The 15,702-nt window shown below is 37.2% G+C and carries 15 protein-coding genes; 11 read left to right on the forward strand and 4 right to left on the reverse strand.

Going from position 1 to position 15,702, the window contains the following annotated elements; genetic code table 11:
* From IGL56_RS02875 to IGL56_RS02885, 3 genes are all read left to right on the forward strand, one after another.
* The gene (locus IGL56_RS02875; RefSeq protein ID WP_002391333.1) at positions 1–828 is read left to right on the forward strand and encodes a hypothetical protein; all 828 of its coding nucleotides are present in this window, start codon (positions 1–3) and stop codon (positions 826–828) included.
* Positions 829–1,210: 382 nt separating this feature from the next.
* Positions 1,211–2,374, forward strand: a complete 1,164-nt coding sequence (locus IGL56_RS02880) for a glycoside hydrolase family 88 protein (RefSeq protein ID WP_002381271.1) — start codon at positions 1,211–1,213, stop codon at positions 2,372–2,374.
* 12 nt (positions 2,375–2,386) lie between these two features.
* Positions 2,387–4,165 (forward strand): glycoside hydrolase family 35 protein, encoded by a 1,779-nt coding sequence (locus IGL56_RS02885; RefSeq protein WP_033591507.1) that lies wholly within the window; start codon positions 2,387–2,389, stop codon positions 4,163–4,165.
* Between the two features lie 24 nt (positions 4,166–4,189).
* Here the strand turns inward: IGL56_RS02885 and IGL56_RS02890 are convergent, their stop codons facing one another.
* Entirely contained in the window at positions 4,190–4,897 is a 708-nt protein-coding gene (locus tag IGL56_RS02890; RefSeq protein WP_002366233.1) for a GntR family transcriptional regulator, read from the reverse strand.
* A gap of 260 nt (positions 4,898–5,157) precedes the next feature.
* Here IGL56_RS02890 and IGL56_RS02895 point away from each other — a divergent pair, with 260 nt between their 5' ends.
* The 4 genes from IGL56_RS02895 to IGL56_RS02910 all read left to right on the forward strand — a co-directional run bounded on the left by IGL56_RS02895 (position 5,158) and on the right by IGL56_RS02910 (position 10,813).
* Positions 5,158–6,051, forward strand: coding sequence for a PTS mannose/fructose/sorbose transporter subunit IIAB (locus IGL56_RS02895; RefSeq protein WP_002383065.1), 894 nt, complete (start codon positions 5,158–5,160; stop codon positions 6,049–6,051).
* Positions 6,052–6,099: 48 nt separating this feature from the next.
* Positions 6,100–6,891, forward strand: a complete 792-nt coding sequence (locus tag IGL56_RS02900; RefSeq protein WP_002392445.1) for a PTS mannose/fructose/sorbose/N-acetylgalactosamine transporter subunit IIC — start codon at positions 6,100–6,102, stop codon at positions 6,889–6,891.
* A complete protein-coding gene (locus IGL56_RS02905; RefSeq protein WP_002383066.1) occupies positions 6,884–7,684 on the forward strand; it encodes a PTS system mannose/fructose/sorbose family transporter subunit IID in 801 nt (266 codons plus the stop codon). Before IGL56_RS02900 ends, IGL56_RS02905 begins: the two co-directional genes overlap by 8 nt.
* A gap of 114 nt (positions 7,685–7,798) precedes the next feature.
* Positions 7,799–10,813: a polysaccharide lyase 8 family protein gene (locus tag IGL56_RS02910; RefSeq protein WP_002386163.1), complete on the forward strand. Its 3,015-nt coding sequence runs from the start codon at positions 7,799–7,801 to the stop codon at positions 10,811–10,813.
* Positions 10,814–10,881: 68 nt separating this feature from the next.
* Here IGL56_RS02910 and IGL56_RS02915 read toward each other — a convergent pair whose 3' ends face one another.
* A complete protein-coding gene (locus IGL56_RS02915; protein WP_002355697.1) occupies positions 10,882–11,205 on the reverse strand; it encodes a DUF960 domain-containing protein in 324 nt (107 codons plus the stop codon).
* Positions 11,206–11,456: 251 nt separating this feature from the next.
* Entirely contained in the window at positions 11,457–12,065 is a 609-nt protein-coding gene (locus tag IGL56_RS02920) for a 50S ribosomal protein L25/general stress protein Ctc (protein ID WP_002358773.1), read from the reverse strand.
* Positions 12,066–12,395: 330 nt separating this feature from the next.
* Here IGL56_RS02920 and IGL56_RS02925 point away from each other — a divergent pair, with 330 nt between their 5' ends.
* Complete coding sequence (locus IGL56_RS02925; RefSeq protein WP_002361308.1) at positions 12,396–13,178, forward strand: pseudouridine synthase; 783 nt, start codon at positions 12,396–12,398, stop codon at positions 13,176–13,178.
* The gene (locus IGL56_RS02930) at positions 13,175–13,855 is read left to right on the forward strand and encodes a YjjG family noncanonical pyrimidine nucleotidase (RefSeq protein WP_002378056.1); all 681 of its coding nucleotides are present in this window, start codon (positions 13,175–13,177) and stop codon (positions 13,853–13,855) included. The genes IGL56_RS02925 and IGL56_RS02930 overlap by 4 nt, the downstream gene beginning before the upstream one ends.
* 34 nt (positions 13,856–13,889) lie before the next feature.
* Here IGL56_RS02930 and IGL56_RS02935 read toward each other — a convergent pair whose 3' ends face one another.
* Positions 13,890–14,345 carry a GNAT family N-acetyltransferase gene (locus IGL56_RS02935; protein WP_002355701.1) on the reverse strand — a complete coding sequence of 152 codons (456 nt, stop codon included), beginning with the start codon at positions 14,343–14,345 and terminating at the stop codon, positions 13,890–13,892.
* A 174-nt stretch (positions 14,346–14,519) separates the two neighbouring features.
* On the opposite strand from IGL56_RS02935, the gene udk reads away from it, so the two are divergent.
* Together udk and IGL56_RS02945 are read left to right on the forward strand one after the other, a co-directional pair.
* Positions 14,520–15,149, forward strand: coding sequence for a uridine kinase (gene udk / locus IGL56_RS02940; RefSeq protein ID WP_002355702.1), 630 nt, complete (start codon positions 14,520–14,522; stop codon positions 15,147–15,149).
* A gap of 168 nt (positions 15,150–15,317) precedes the next feature.
* A complete protein-coding gene (locus IGL56_RS02945; protein WP_002355703.1) occupies positions 15,318–15,659 on the forward strand; it encodes a type II toxin-antitoxin system PemK/MazF family toxin in 342 nt (113 codons plus the stop codon).
* Positions 15,660–15,702: the final 43 nt, after the last annotated feature.

Genomic DNA, 15,702 nt, shown 5'->3' on the forward strand with positions numbered 1-15,702 from the left:
ATGATAAAAATCGAATTGAAAAATAAAGACAATCAGATTATTACTGGCCGAATCGATCACGAGAAGCCAGAAGCGCCATTCATGGCGGAGGGAGACACGTTAGCGGTACTAGCAATTAAACAGTACCTTTATCAAGTTGGCGATAAAATTGTAGTGACTTATACAGGGGCTACCCCTTATTTGATGGTTCAATTAGATGAAACTTTGGCTCCTTCATTGATTTATCTAAAAGAAAAAGTTTGGGAATATCAAATTCCATTAGAAGAATCTGCTCGAAAAGCTTTTGTTGATACGGCCTTTCATTCAGCAAGGCACCAAATAATGGTTCGACAAGCGCACACGTTTGAAAAAGACAATTATCAAAATCTTTCTATGAATACACATGACCAAAAAGAATATTCAGGAGCCTATCCTCATGCGTATGCAAACGTTGAAACGAGAGACGATGCTGTTTTCTTTGCGAAAAATGCTATTGATTCTAAGTTTGGTAACCTTTCTCATGGCTCGTATCCATTTGCTTCTTGGGGAATTAACCAACAAAAGGAGGCACAGTTAACGATTGACTTTGGCAGACCTGTAGAAACGGACTGGATCCGCTTGCTATTTCGGGCGGATTACCCACATGATAGCTATTGGGAGGAAGTCACTTTAGCCTTTTCAGATGGAGAGGAACGAGTAGTTGCCACAACGAATACCGCCTGTTTTCAAGAAATAAAGTTCCCAATGAAAACAACACAAACTTTGACATTAAAATGCTTACGAAAAGCGCTGGACTCTTCTCCATTTCCAGCGTTGACCCAAATTGAAGTATTCGGTCGGAATAAATAACAAGAGGTCGGGACAGAACCGTTTAGCTCCGAGAAATAAGAAGAAATTTCCGAAAATTGATCTTTGATTTTTGGAGACCAAGTAGGTATTGTTCATCATCGAATCACTACGTTCTTCGTGATTCTCAACAATTTCGGCTTATTTCCGAAGGACCTTCAACTCTTAGAGCTTTAGCTCTTAGAAGTTGTTGAGATCGGAGCAACGCGTAGTGTTGGTTCTGTTCCCGCCGTTTATCAGTTTTTGAGCGTGGAGCAAAAATCCAAAGTGATTTTTGTCCCACGCTCTTGTTTTTAAGATAAATAATCAAGAAAGGTCGCTTTTTATTTTCTTTTACGTTATAATACAATAAGTTAATATGTTAACAAGTTAAGGAGTGATGGAGATGTGTAGTCAAGAAAATAAACAAAGACTGATCTCTCTAGGAGAAAATGTCACAGATGAATGGATTCAAACGCAATTAAATGAATGCGTTTCAAAAATTGCTAAAAATATGCAGCGTTTCGGAACACAGTTTCCTTCAGCTTGTGCTACGAATGGTCGATATCGTCTCAAAGCTAACGATGATTGGACCAATGGCTTTTGGACAGGCATGCTTTGGCTGGCATATGAGTGGTCTCACCAAGAAAAATTTCGTTTACTGGCAATGGAAAATATTGACAGCTTTCAACAACGGTTAGAGGAGCATTTTGTTTTGGACCACCATGACATTGGTTTTTTATATAGTCTATCGGCGGGTGCTGGGTATAAAATTACCGGTGATGAGCGCTGTAAACAAGAAGTGCTAGCTGCCGCTGAAGTATTGTCAGCACGATTCCAAGAAAATGGCTCCTTCATTCAAGCGTGGGGCCATTATGGTGATCCCAAAGAATATCGATTAATTATCGACTCATTAATGAATTTACCGCTTTTATTTGAAGCAACTAAATTATCTGGAAATAGGGTTTATGAGGAAATTGCCTCACGTCACTATCATACGTTAATGAAAACGGTGATTAAATCCGATGCGACAACTTATCATACCTATTATTTTGATCCAGAAACAGGCAAACCAAAACATGGAGCTACGCATCAAGGACATAGTGATACTTCCATTTGGGCACGAGGCCAAAGTTGGGCAATTTTAGGGATTCCCCTAAACGAAACATTTCTCCATTCCCAACCATTTCCAGAAATTTATCCACAAATAGTGGAGGTTTTTCTAGCTCATTTGCCAGCAGATTTAATTCCCTATTGGGATTTTGATTTTAATGACCAAATGCCATCTGACAAAGATAGCTCGGCACTGGCAATTGCGGCATGTGGTTTATTGGAAGCAGACAAACTACAGGCTTTTCCTCAAGCAAAAGAGCTTGCCAAAGGAATGATTTATCAATTAGGAGAATATTATCGTACGAAAAATGATTCCGAAAATGAAGGACTGCTACTCCATGGTGTTTACGCACATGCAGAAGGAAAAGGGATTGATGAACCCAACTTATGGGGCGATTATTTTTACATGGAAGCCTTAATGCGTTTAGCAAAACCATCATGGCAAAGATACTGGTAAAGGGGAAAAATGATGCAAACGTTTGAGATTAAAGAAGACTTTTTATTAAATGGACAACCAATAAAAATTATTAGCGGGGCGATTCATTACTTTCGAATGACACCTAGACAATGGGAAGATAGCCTTTATAATCTGAAAGCTTTAGGAGCTAATACAGTAGAAACCTACATTCCTTGGAATATTCATGAACCAGAAGAAGGCGTATACGATTTTGAAGGAATGAAAAACATTGAAGCATTTGTCCGCTTGGCAGAAAAACTGAATTTACTAGTTATTCTGCGTCCTTCGGCTTATATTTGTGCAGAATGGGAGTTTGGTGGCTTACCAGCATGGCTTTTGAAAGAAAAAGGCGTACGATTACGTTCGACAGATCCTATTTTTATGACTAAAGTTCGTAACTATTTTCAAGTATTATTGCCTAAACTAGCACCGCTGCAGATAACACAAGGTGGACCAGTGATCATGATGCAGGTTGAAAATGAATATGGGTCCTATGGCATGGAGAAAGCGTACTTGCGACAAACCAAGCAGATAATGGAAGAACTGGGGATTGAGGTTCCTCTTTTTACATCTGATGGCGCTTGGGAAGAGGTTTTGGATGCGGGGACGTTAATTGAAGAGGATGTTTTTGTGACAGGAAATTTTGGTAGTCATTCGAAAGAAAATGCTGCCGTTTTGAAAAAATTTATGACTCGTCATGGTAAAAAATGGCCGTTGATGTGCATGGAATACTGGGATGGGTGGTTCAATCGTTGGGGCGAACCAGTGATTCAGCGGGAAGGTACCGACTTGGCGAAAGAAGTAAAAGATATGCTGGCAGTGGGTTCTTTAAATCTCTATATGTTTCATGGAGGAACAAATTTCGGCTTTTATAACGGGTGTTCGGCGCGAGGTGCAAAAGATTTACCTCAAGTCACTAGCTATGATTATGATGCTTTATTAACAGAAGCAGGAGAACCAACAGAAAAATATTATGCCGTTCAAAAAGCAATTAAAGAAGTATGTCCAGAAGTTTGGCAAGCACAACCACGCACGAAAAAACTGGGGAATTTAGGAAGCTTTTCAGTAACTGCTAGCGTATCTTTATTCGCAGTAAAAGATCAAATGATGACACCGAAGACCACCGCGTATCCATTAAGTATGGAAGAAGCTGGCTCAGGCTATGGCTACTTGCTTTATTCGTTTGATTTAAAAAATTATCATCATGAAAATAAACTAAAAGTGGTTGAGGCCAGTGATCGTTTACACATTTATGTAGATGGAGATTTAGCTGCTACCCAATATCAAGAGACAGTGGGAGAAGAGCTACTCATTTCAGGACAAACTGAAAAAGACACACTTACGTTAGATATCTTAGTGGAAAACTTAGGTCGCGTTAATTATGGCTTTAAATTAAATAATCCGACACAAAGTAAAGGAATTCGAGGTGGAGTGATGCAAGACATTCATTTTCACCAAGGCTATCAACACTATCCCTTAACTTTTTCACAAGAGCAATTAGCCAAGATTGATTACACAGCTGGAAAAAATCCATTGCAGCCTTCATTTTATCAAGTAACATTTGAATTAGAACAGCTAGCAGACACGTATATTGACTGTCGAGGCTACGGCAAAGGATTCGTTGTGGTCAATGGCCATCATCTAGGTCGTTATTGGGAAATAGGACCCATTCATTCGCTGTATTGTCCCAAAGAATTTTTACAGCAAGGACAAAATGAAGTAGTAATTTTTGAAACAGAGGGAATTGAAATTGAGTACTTGAAATTTACGAATCAAGTAATCATAGATTAAAAAAATAGAAGTAGAAGCTGAAATTTATTCGGCTTCTACTTCTATTTTGGTTTTGAAATATTTCCAATGTTTATAACTAATAATATATTCAGCAACACTACCATCTGCGAGATAGGAATGTTTAACTTGTTTAACAGCGGGTTCACGAAAACTTAATTGAAGTAAATTCAATAACTCAGCATCTTCGGGAAAGACAATTTCATTTGTTTCTACAGAAGCCAACGAGAAGAGGTCTACTGAAAAATCTTTACGGACTCGTTCATACACACTTGCATAAGCTGTGAGGTCCTTTGAGAGCGGCTCTTTAACAAGCTTTTTGGGAAGATGTGTGATATGTACGAGAAAGGGTGTATCTTCAGAATAGCGTACACGCTTGATTCTATAATAAGAAGCGTTAGCTGGTAAGCCTAATTCCTTTAAAATTTCGGCTTGATTTTCTTCTTCAATTGAAAGGACTTTAACTTTTTCAGAGTCTAAAGAATGCAACTCGATATCAGAAAATTTTACATTTTGAGAAACTTTTGATTTCGAAACAAAGGTCCCTTTTCCTTGGATACGATACAAGTAACCTGCACTGGTCAGCTCATTTAGTGCTTTGACAGCTGTGATAGAACTAACAGCATATTTTCGTTTAATATCGGCTTCAGAATAAAATTTGTCACCAGGAATAAAGGTATGATTTTTTATTTCACGTAAAAGGTCTTGTTTAATTTGTTCATATTTAGGTAACATGCGATTGCCTCCATTCTAGTAATCGAATGAATTAAGCATAACATGTTAACTAGCCTTTAGCAAACACTTTGAAAAAGAGGAAAGACAATTTTTATTTAAAGAATTCAAAAAAATAAATTCAATATATTAAGATATTAGGTTTACGGATAACTTAGTATGTGTTATAGTAAGTTCGTAGAGAACATAACATGTTAAGTAGGGTCACCTACATCTAGGGAGGGAAATTCGTGGAAAACATTGTACTAATTAGTCATGGTAGCATGGCTGAAGGCGTCAAAGTTAGCTTAGAAATGATCGTTGGTCGGCAAGAACACGTGCATACAGTCTCATTACGACCAGATAGCGACAATCTTCAATTTGAGAAAGAGCTAAATGAAAAAATGAAAGCCCTTAACGGTACGACACTGATTATTGCTGATTTACTAGGAGGAACGCCATGTAACGTGGCAACTAAGAATTATTTGAATGTTGACGGAGTGGAAATTATTGCAGGGATGACGCTCTCTGTTGTGATTGAAGCAGTGGTTAATCAACAGGCTTCGATTAAAGAATTAGTTTGTTTAGCACAAGAAAATATTGTTGATGTAAAAGCTGGGATGAATCAAGCAGAACAAGAGATTTCAGAAGCCAGCAAAGAAAAAGAATTAAGTAACTATAGTCAATATGCTGGAAAAGAAAATATTGTAAACACACGGATTGATGAACGGTTAATTCATGGACAAGTAGCGGGAATTTGGTCGACAAGTCTTAGTACACAGCGAATAATTGTAGCCAATGATGAGGCGGCTACAGATCCTTTACAAAAATCATCTTTGAGAATGGCAGCGCCTTCTTCGATGCGTTTATCTGTTCTTGGAGTAGAGGCTGCCGCTAAAAATATTCAATCAGGAAAATATGGTAAACAGCGTTTATTTTTATTATTTAAAAATCCGAAAGATGTGCTCCGCTTTATCGAAGCGCAAGGACCTATCAAGACTGTAAATGTTGGGAATATGAGTTACAAAGAAGGAGCACGCGAAGTAACAAAAAGTATTCAAGTTTTACCAGAAGAAGAACAAATTTTTGAAACAATCGCTTCAAAAGGTGTCACTGTGACAGCCCAATTAGTTCCAAACGATCCAGTCGTTGATTTTATGAAAAAATTACGCGGCTAAAACTGTCAGACTAAGAAAGAATATTTTTAAATTTAGGAGGAAATTTCAATGCATTTAGCAGCGTATCAAATTATTTTAATTACTATTTATGCGTTTATTGCTATTAATGACTCACTTATTTCAAATACGTTGACGCAACCAGCTATTGCTGGAATGATTTCTGGAATGATTATGGGAGATTTAAAAACTGGTTTAATGGTTGGCGGCACTCTTCAATTAATGCGTTTAGGAATTGCTGCTTTTGGTGGAGCATCGGTACCTGATTATTTCACAGGGGCTGTTTTAGGAACCGCTTTCGCTGTAATCTCTGGAAAAGGAGCGGAGTATGGTATTGGTTTAGCTGTTCCTGTTTCTCTGTTGATGTTGCAACTAGATGTAGTGGCCCGTTTTTGTAATGTCTTTTTACTTCATAGTGTCGATAAAGCGATTGATAAGATGCAAGTAAAACGGATTCCACGCTTAGTTTTATCTGGTTCTGTTCTATGGGGACTGTCTCGTGCCATTCCGATTTTATTAATGTTATTAGCGGGGGATGCTGTAGTAACAACGATTACCGATAACATGCCAGAATGGCTAATGACGGGCTTAAAAACAGCTGGAGGGGTATTACCTGTTGTCGGTGTAGGAATTTTATTACGTTACTTGCCAACGAAGCAATATATCCCCTATTTACTATTAGGCTTTTTCTTAGCGGCTTATTTAAAAGTTCCAATGTTAGGTGTTTCGATAGTTGGGATGGTAGCAGCGATGCTTGTATTTAAACGTGATGGGGTAAAAAGCACGACACAAGCAACAACAGGAAATGGTGATTTTGAAGGAGGATATGACGGCGATGAGTAAGCATAAACTGACAAAAAAAGAATTAAATGCAATTAGCTGGCGTTATATTTTAGGAAGCCAATTAAACTGGAACTATGAACGTATGATGAGTTCAGGATATTTATACGGCATCTTACCTGTTTTAAAAAAATTCTATGGTCATGATGAAGCACAATTTCAAGATATGATGCGCACACACAATCAATTTTTTAACACCAATGCTATTTTTGGGAATTTAATTATGGGGATTGATGTGGCGATTGAAGAGCAAGATGGTTATAAAGCGAAAGAAACAATTATTGCGTTAAAAACAGCTCTGATGGGTTCTTTGGCAGGCGTTGGGGACTCTTTATTCCACGTTATTTGGGGGACGATTTTCGGCTCTGTTGCAGGGACACTGGCTCAAAATGGTTCGGTGGTGGGCTGTGTTATTTGGATTATTGCAAATATTGCACTATTGTTTGGTCGGGCCGCGCTCTTACCACTTGGTTATAAGCAAGGGGTCAAACTAGTGACGACCTTAAAAGACAAGTTATCTGCCTTTACGAATGCAGCAACTGTTCTTGGTGTGACTGTGATTGGTGCCTTAATTCCTTCAGTTATCAAGGCGACAGTTCCTTTTGTTTATAAAAAGAACGGGGTCGAATTAGTTATTCAAGATACGTTAGATGCGATTTTGCCTTCCTTAGTTCCAATCTTACTTGTTCTTTTAACTTATTGGATGTTAGGTCAAAAGAAATTAAATTCCACACGAGTGATTTGGATTATTTTAATTTTATCGATTGTTTTGAGTGCCTTTGGTATTTTGGCGTAAAAAGTATATTAAGTGATTTTCAGAGAGTCGGAGAGTGTAGAAAGTATTTTTCTTCACTCTTTTTCTCTGATTTGTATGTAAGCGTTTTACAATAATTTTTTAGGAGGAGAAAGAATGAAAAACAGGAAAATATGGGTAATGCTGGTCGGACTGTTTACTGCTTTGACGAGTGGATTTATGGGAACCACCCTTACTTTTGCAGAAGAAAACGAAGCGAGCCAAACGATTGAGCAACCCTCTTACATTTCAGATTTCCCCAATCAAGTTGGGCATTGGCAAGATTTGGTAGGAACAGCAGAAAAAAAGAATGATTCTGCTGGTTTATGGATCGCAAACACGAAGCAAGGGACAAACCTCGAATCTGTCTCTATCAATCTTGATGCACGCGAACAATCTTCAGGAGATCTTGAACTAACCTTTTTATATGAAGGGCAAAGTAACTTCGGATTGGTTTTTCGCGGAGATAAACAAAAGACGAGTCAATGGCAATCTTTTGCTTATAATCGTGACGGTCGCTGGCAGTTAGGACAACCAGGCGGTAAATGGCTAACTAATATTCCGGGACCAACATTACTAAGTGGCCAACAATATAAACTGCTAGTTCGCTATGATGGGAAAAAAATTCAAACATTCCTGAATGATCAATTATTTTATGAAAATGAAGAGGTTCATTATCCTGATGGTACGTCCATTAATGATGACTGGATGGGAGCTGTAGGAATTAGACTATTTGGTAATCTATCAAAGCTGAATATCATTTCTATGAAAAGTGGCTCCGTTGGTAGCATTCCTGTTATCGATTCATCTGCAGAATACCGAGAATTAAAAGAAAAATGGCGAAATCAGCTTGTTTCAAAAGAATATGATTCAACTAACCAAGCGCTTGTAGACTACGTCCAAAAAATCTCCAATGAAGCAACAGAACTCGATCAAACGATGAATAAAGAGCCGAACCGCAGCTATTTATGGCCACTAGAGCCTGGCAATACGCCATCGGCTGATTTAACGACTCAATTTACCAAATTGCAAAAATTAGCGTTAGCCTATGGAACGAAGGGGAGTACGCTTTACCAAGATGACAAATTGGCAGCAACCATTATTGATGGCTTAGATTTTATGGTAACGCAAAAAGGGTATGATGGGAAAAAGTACCATGGAAATTGGTGGGACTGGCAAATTGGTGTGCCACAGAAGTTTCTTAATATTCTAATGATTTTAGAGGATAAAGTTTCTCCAGAAAAGCAACAAATCTATACAAATGCGCTGAGCAGTTATGTCCCAGATCCGTTTAAACAGTTGTATACAAAACCACAAGGAACGTTTGTGGATTTAGCTTTTATCCCAAATTTTGTGACATCAGGAGCGAACCGAACGGACTTAGCTTTAACTGTTTTGGGGTTAGGAATTTTACAAAAGGATAGCGGGAAAATTAACCAAGCATCCAGTAGTATCGTCGATGTATTTAAATTAGTCACAAAAGGTGATGGTTTTTACCAAGATGGTTCTTTTATCCAGCACAATAACATTCCTTATACAGGTTCGTATGGCAATGTTTTGGTGAAAGGGGTTGGACAAATTTTGGCCATTACAGCAGATTCATCTTTTCAAATGGATGCAACTCTTGTGACAGAATTTGTTGAAAATGTTGATCGTGCCTTTCTTCCTTTGATTTATAAAGGTGAAATGCTACCAACTGTGAATGGCCGTTCCATCTCAAGAGCCCCAGCAGTTGGAAAAACAGGCTATGGCTCAACTACCATGTATAATTTATTAATTGTGGCTAAATTTGCTCCTAATAATTATCAAAAGAAATTTCAAGAAGCCGTTAAATATTGGATGAAGGAGAACCCAGATTATTATTTGACAAATGCTCGTGATTTTAATGATTTACAGATGACTATGCAACTTTTAACTAATCCAGAAATTACGGGAGGGCAACTTCCTTTTACAGGCACGAAACTTTATGCTTCGATGGATCGATTTGTCCAACGCACACCTAGTTATATGTTTGGGCTAGGCTTGTATTCAAAGCGCACTGCATCTTTTGAAGCAGGGAATAAAGAAAATAAACGTGGCTGGCACACTGGTGACGGAATGATGTACGTATATAATGATGACGAGGTTCAATTTAATTCCAGCTATTGGCCAACTGTAGATCCCTATCGACTACCAGGAACAACTGTAGATACCATTTCTTTGGCAGATGAAGTTTCAGCATTTACAACAATCACATCGAAAGAGCAATGGGTTGGTGGAGTAACGTCAGAAAATCAGGCAGTAGTAGGGATGGCTCTTAATAAAGACGGGACCAAAAATAATGGGAAACTTTTACCTATGAACCTACAAGCTAAAAAATCTTGGTTTGTATTAAATGGGCAAATTATCGCATTAGGCGCAGGAATTAAAGGGGATACAGAGGCTTCGATTGAGACAGTTGTTGATAATCGTTTGTTAAATGATGCGTATCAGTATCAAGTGCTATCAAATATTGGGGAGATTCATGAGAAAAATGAAACGAGTAAAAAACAATGGTTATTACTAAAGTCGGATCATTCCAATGCTAATATGGGTTATTATTTTCCAGAAGAAACAACGGTAAATGTTAAAAGTGAAACTAGAAAAGGAACCTATAAAGCAATTAATGAAGCATTTCCAAGTGATAAAGAATATGTAGGTGATTATCGAACATTTACGATTCAACATGGTCAACACCCAACGAACGAGCATTATGCTTATGTAGTTTTACCAGGAATCGATGAAACTGATTTAAAAACATATGCTGCCAAAAAAACAGTAGAAGTTCTCTCAAATACAGAAGAAATTCAAGCAGTTAAGCAAGAAGAAGAAGGCTATCTTGGGGTTAACATTTGGTCAGAAACTGGCGGTACAATAGCAGGGATTACCTCAAATAAAGCTATTTCTTTAATGAGAAAGACACAACAACACCAAAAAACGTATACTTTCTCTGATCCCACACAAACAACTAAGACACTGACTTTAAAAATACCAAAAGATTACAGCACAGTAATTAGTCAAAGTGACGGAATCACTTATGATGATGCAACAGAAACCTTTACTATTAATTTTGAAAATGCTGCAGGAAGTAGTAAACAAATTATTGTAGAATAACTAAAAGAAATTAAAGTAGCCTCAAATTCCAGTTTAATCGGAATTTGAGGCTACTTTGTTGAAATTATTTAAGATTCTAACATTTCTGCAGGTAATAAAATCGTTTCACGATGGCCATCATCAAAAGCAAAAATTCGCGACGGATATGCCGTAGAATAACTAAATGGTAAGTCGATGGCCATTTCTACTGAACTATTTTCTTGAGAAAAATGGACAGTCACCTTGCCATTATTGTTCAACAAATCAAAGTGAAGTAAGTCGTTTAAAGGGATAACCCCTTTTAGATTTAAGTCAATAATCAACCAAATACTATCAATTAAGCCACTAGGTAAGCTAGAAACAACACCTAATGAAGCATAGCGGCTACGGTCACTATCAAAACGTTCAAACATATGGATGACCTCCTTTTTGTTTACTTACTTTTAGTATACTGCAAATTTTAAAAAAAGAAATTGTTTCGTTTGAAAATATTGCGTAGATTAGCAAAAATTTAATATTCCTCTGTAGCTTCCTAGCTTTGCAGGTGTCATCATTTATGTGAAGAAATCAAGACATGCAGTAAAAAGAAAATGGGACGTACGTTGTTTCAACGTACATCCCATTTCTAAAACTTAAGAGAATCAGCTGAACAAAAGTGTACTCTTTATTCGGCTAATTCTGGTTCAGTCGTTTCAGCAGCTGTTCCTTCTTCTTCTTCAGGAGCAGTTTGTGCTTCAACAATAGCAACTAGTTGTTCTTCTGGATCAGTTAAAATTTCATAGTCTTTGTGTTCAGGTAAATCAGCGATTGTAAGAGCATCACCAATTTCTAAGTTTGTAATATCTACTTCAATTGATTCTGGCAATTTATCTGGTGTGGCTGCCACTAAAACAGTGTACAAGTTTTGAGCTAAGGTACCCCCAGCTTTCACACCTGCAGATTCACCAATTAATTGAACTTCTGCTTCGACTTCTGTTGTTTCTTTCATATTTACAGATAAGAATTCAACATGAAGCATTTGACCAGTAAAGGTATCTAATTGTGCTTTCGACATTAATGTGTTGATGTTTTTGCCATCAACTGTCATTTTAATAACGGTGTTAGCACCATGTTCGCGTAAAATTTTTGATAAGTCTTTTTCTTCAAAATAGATTGGTGTACTTTCAATTTGGTAACCGTAAACAATGGCAGGTACTTTCCCTTCGTGACGTAGCTGATTTCTTAGTGAACGTGGACGGATAGCTCTTTCTTTAACTTCTAATTGTACTGACATAACCTAATTCCTCCTTGAAATAATGAGTGATTTGGTTAAACTCAGAAACAAAACATAATGGAAAAAAGAAACTCTTTTTTCAGTTGTTCTTGTCTAGAAAAATGCTAACAATAATCAAAAAATCCCCACAAATATTGCCAGGCAACACTCATGGGAATGGTTCATTGTTATCGTTGTTCTCTCCCAGGTCATTACGCTGTTTTTGAGAAACCTTTATTTACTTTACTTATTAACCGTAACACTTATATTTTTATACGTCAAGGAATTACCTTTTTCCACTTTTCATCTTTAACGGATTCCACTATACTTATACCAGAATGGAGCTGAACAATGCGATTAGATAAATTACTAGAAGAACTTCAGTTTGGATCACGCAAAACGGTGAAACGATTAATCAAAGGCAAGCAGGTCACTGTGGATGGCATCGTGACTTTAAATGAAAGCCAAAATGTCGATGCGCAATTACAAATGATTAAAGTAAAAGGACAATTAATTTCGCATAAGACCCATGTGTACTATATGTTGAATAAGCCAAAAGGTGTGGTTAGCGCTGTCTCAGATGCATCTAAAAAAACAGTTATTGATTTGATTGCGCCACAAGACAGACGCCCTGGTCTTTATCCAGTGGGCAGACTCGATGGCGATACGGAAGGGTTACTTCTATTAACAGATAATGGACAATTAGGGTATCAATTAATTCGGCCAAATAAAGAAGTAGCGAAATGTTATGAAGTGAAAGTCAATGGTTTGGTCTCTGCAGAAGATTGTGCTAAATTTAAAGATGGGATTGTTTTGCAAGGAGGCATTCAATGTAAGCCAGCAAAAATAACTGTTCTTGCAGCGACTGAAACGGAGAGTCATGTTTTCCTGACTATTCAAGAAGGAAAATTTCACCAAGTGAAAAAAATGTTTTTATCTGTGGGGAAAAAAGTGACTGCTTTAAAACGTCAAACTATGGGGCCGTTGCGGCTAGATCCGCAATTACCTTTAGGTGCTTATCGTTCATTAACAAGAGAAGAGTTACAATTGCTATTGCCTTATTTTTTTATTGAAAAACAACAAACAAGCAAAGCGTTACCGAGTAATTTGAAAAGAGAAGAGGAACGGAAATGAAAACATTGCTTTTTGATGTTGATGATACATTGTTAGATTTTAAATTGGCTGAAAAGAAGGCGCTCCATGCCTTATTTGAAGAAGAAAATGTACCATTTACATCTGAAGTCGAGTCAACATACCACCGAATTAATCAAGGATTATGGCGTTCATTTGAAGAAGGAAAAATAACAAAAGATGTTCTCCTTGATACACGGTTTGGTTTATTGTTTGACGCGTTTAATCGAGAAGTTGATAGCGTTAGAATGGGAGAAAACTACCGAGAATATTTAAGTCAAGGACATGACTTGCTTGGCAATAGTCAACGTATCTTGGAAAAATTAGCACCCCATTATGATTTATATATTGTGACAAACGGAGTGGCAAAAACACAGTATCGTCGGTTGGAAGATTCGAAATTAATGCCTTATTTTAAAGATATTTTTGTTTCAGAAGAAGTGGGTTATCAAAAACCGATGAAAGAGTATTTTGATTTTGTTTTTGAACGGATTCCTAATTTTAGTAGAGAAAAAACAATGATTATTGGCGATTCTTTGCATTCAGATATTCAAGGAGGCCAACAAGCGAAAATTCAAACTGTTTGGCTCAATCCGACCTCCGCTCCAGCAACACCAACAATTCAACCCAATTATACGATTCAACAGCTAGATGAGTTGTTACCAATTCTTGGGCATTAAAAAACAACATTTCCTGTACAGGAAATGTTGTTTTTTAACTTAAATGTAACCGTAAGCGAACCATATCTTTTAAAGGCAAGCCGTTTTCCATAATGGGCTCATCATAATGATGGATAAAAAAATCTGGTTCAATATGTGTCATTCGAAAACCGACTTTTTGGTAGAGATATAGCTGTTGAAAGCCTGTGCTCCCAGTCCCAATCTCCAAGTAATCATACTTTTCTTTTTTGGCAAAATCAATGGCAAAATGTAATAACTCTTGTCCGATGCCCCGCCCTCGGCTTTCTTCTGAGACAGCGATGTTTACGATTTCCAATGTCCGTGGGTGAGTCGGCAACAGGACTAAAATTCCTTGAAGTTCTTCAGTCTGATAGTCAAAGCAAATGCCGCGGGTAATGTAATCTTCCACCATTTTTTTTGAGGGATCTGCCTCATAAAGAAGAGCGTAATGCGCAGTTGTAAGTGCTTCTTTTTTGACTTTTTTAATCATAGGTAGGATTCTCCTTTTATTGATAAGTATACTGTAATTGAAAGAAGTGTGGGCAGATTTTTCATAAGAAGATAAAAATCACATGAAAAGTCTTGGAAAAGGTCTGGCATTCTTCAGAGTTTTCATTATAATAGTAAAAGACAATGAAGTTTTTGAAAAGAAAGAGGTTTATACATGAAAGATAGTCAGCCAATTATCATTGGTGTTACTGGCGGATCAGGAAGCGGAAAAACCAGTGTTAGCCGTGCGATTTTTAATAATTTTCCCGATCATTCAATTATGATGTTAGAACAGGATTCTTATTATAAAGATCAGAGCCATTTGAGTTTTGAAGAACGTTTAAATACCAATTATGATCATCCTTTTGCGTTTGATACAGATTTATTGATTCAACATGTTGAACAACTGTTAAATTATCAAGCCATTGAAAAGCCAGTTTATGACTACGTTGCGCATACAAGAAGTACAGAAACGGTGATCCAAGAACCGAAAGAAGTAATTATTCTTGAAGGGATTTTAATTTTAGAAGATCGCCGCTTAAGAGATTTAATGGATATTAAAGTGTATGTGGATACAGATGATGACATCCGTATTATTCGTCGAATCAAGCGTGATATGGAAGAACGTGGCCGTACTTTGGATTCTGTGATTGAACAATATTTGACAGTCGTCAAGCCCATGTATCACCAATTTATTGAACCTACGAAACGTTATGCAGATATCATTGTGCCAGAAGGTGGCGAAAACCACGTCGCTATTGATTTAATTAATACAAAAGTGGATAGTATTTTAACAAAAATGTAATAGTCAGCTTAAATAGCCGTCTCTATATCAGAGTCGACTGTTTAAGCTTTTTTTGACTTTTAAAGGGTGGTTTTATCAAATATTTTAAGGGATAGTTAAAAAGTTGAAAATATTGCAAGAAACAATATGCTATAATTTTTTAAAGGAAAAGGAGGGAAGGGAATCTGAATGATAAAAAGAGGTGAGGTTTTTTATGCGAATCTCTCACCAGTTGTTGGTTCTGAACAAGGTGGGATTCGACCTGTCCTGATTATTCAAAATAACAAAGGTAACTTATTTAGTCCAACGTTGATTGTTGCACCGATTACCCGTAACGTAAGCAAGCGGCTGCAACCAACGCAAGTCCTCATCGAAATTCCCCATAACGAGTGCAGGACGCCATCACTTATTTTGTTAGAACAAATTCGAACATTGGATAAAGAACGAATGCTACACAAGGTTTGTCAACTTTCTCGTGAAGAGATGGAACAGGTCAATCAAGCTTTAAAAGTTAGCGTTGGTATCCGTTAATTTACATATAAAGAAATCGTTTTGGGGAAACGGTTTCTTTTTT

Source organism: Enterococcus sp. DIV1316a (assembly GCF_050536915.1).
Classification (GTDB): domain Bacteria; phylum Bacillota; class Bacilli; order Lactobacillales; family Enterococcaceae; genus Enterococcus; species Enterococcus faecalis.

What these genes read in the sequence shown, in the direction of transcription:
- IGL56_RS02875 (WP_002391333.1), top strand. Translation starts at nt 1, where the DNA reads ATGATAAAAATCGAATTGAAAAATAAAGACAATCAGATTATTACTGGC.
- IGL56_RS02880 (WP_002381271.1), top strand. Translation starts at nt 1,211, where the DNA reads ATGTGTAGTCAAGAAAATAAACAAAGACTGATCTCTCTAGGAGAAAAT.
- IGL56_RS02885 (WP_033591507.1), top strand. Translation starts at nt 2,387, where the DNA reads ATGCAAACGTTTGAGATTAAAGAAGACTTTTTATTAAATGGACAACCA.
- IGL56_RS02890 (WP_002366233.1), bottom strand. Translation starts at nt 4,897, where the DNA reads ATGTTACCTAAATATGAACAAATTAAACAAGACCTTTTACGTGAAATA.
- IGL56_RS02895 (WP_002383065.1), top strand. Translation starts at nt 5,158, where the DNA reads ATGGCTGAAGGCGTCAAAGTTAGCTTAGAAATGATCGTTGGTCGGCAA.
- IGL56_RS02900 (WP_002392445.1), top strand. Translation starts at nt 6,100, where the DNA reads ATGCATTTAGCAGCGTATCAAATTATTTTAATTACTATTTATGCGTTT.
- IGL56_RS02905 (WP_002383066.1), top strand. Translation starts at nt 6,884, where the DNA reads ATGAGTAAGCATAAACTGACAAAAAAAGAATTAAATGCAATTAGCTGG.
- IGL56_RS02910 (WP_002386163.1), top strand. Translation starts at nt 7,799, where the DNA reads ATGAAAAACAGGAAAATATGGGTAATGCTGGTCGGACTGTTTACTGCT.
- IGL56_RS02915 (WP_002355697.1), bottom strand. Translation starts at nt 11,205, where the DNA reads ATGTTTGAACGTTTTGATAGTGACCGTAGCCGCTATGCTTCATTAGGT.
- IGL56_RS02920 (WP_002358773.1), bottom strand. Translation starts at nt 12,065, where the DNA reads ATGTCAGTACAATTAGAAGTTAAAGAAAGAGCTATCCGTCCACGTTCA.
- IGL56_RS02925 (WP_002361308.1), top strand. Translation starts at nt 12,396, where the DNA reads ATGCGATTAGATAAATTACTAGAAGAACTTCAGTTTGGATCACGCAAA.
- IGL56_RS02930 (WP_002378056.1), top strand. Translation starts at nt 13,175, where the DNA reads ATGAAAACATTGCTTTTTGATGTTGATGATACATTGTTAGATTTTAAA.
- IGL56_RS02935 (WP_002355701.1), bottom strand. Translation starts at nt 14,345, where the DNA reads ATGATTAAAAAAGTCAAAAAAGAAGCACTTACAACTGCGCATTACGCT.
- udk (WP_002355702.1), top strand. Translation starts at nt 14,520, where the DNA reads ATGAAAGATAGTCAGCCAATTATCATTGGTGTTACTGGCGGATCAGGA.
- IGL56_RS02945 (WP_002355703.1), top strand. Translation starts at nt 15,318, where the DNA reads ATGATAAAAAGAGGTGAGGTTTTTTATGCGAATCTCTCACCAGTTGTT.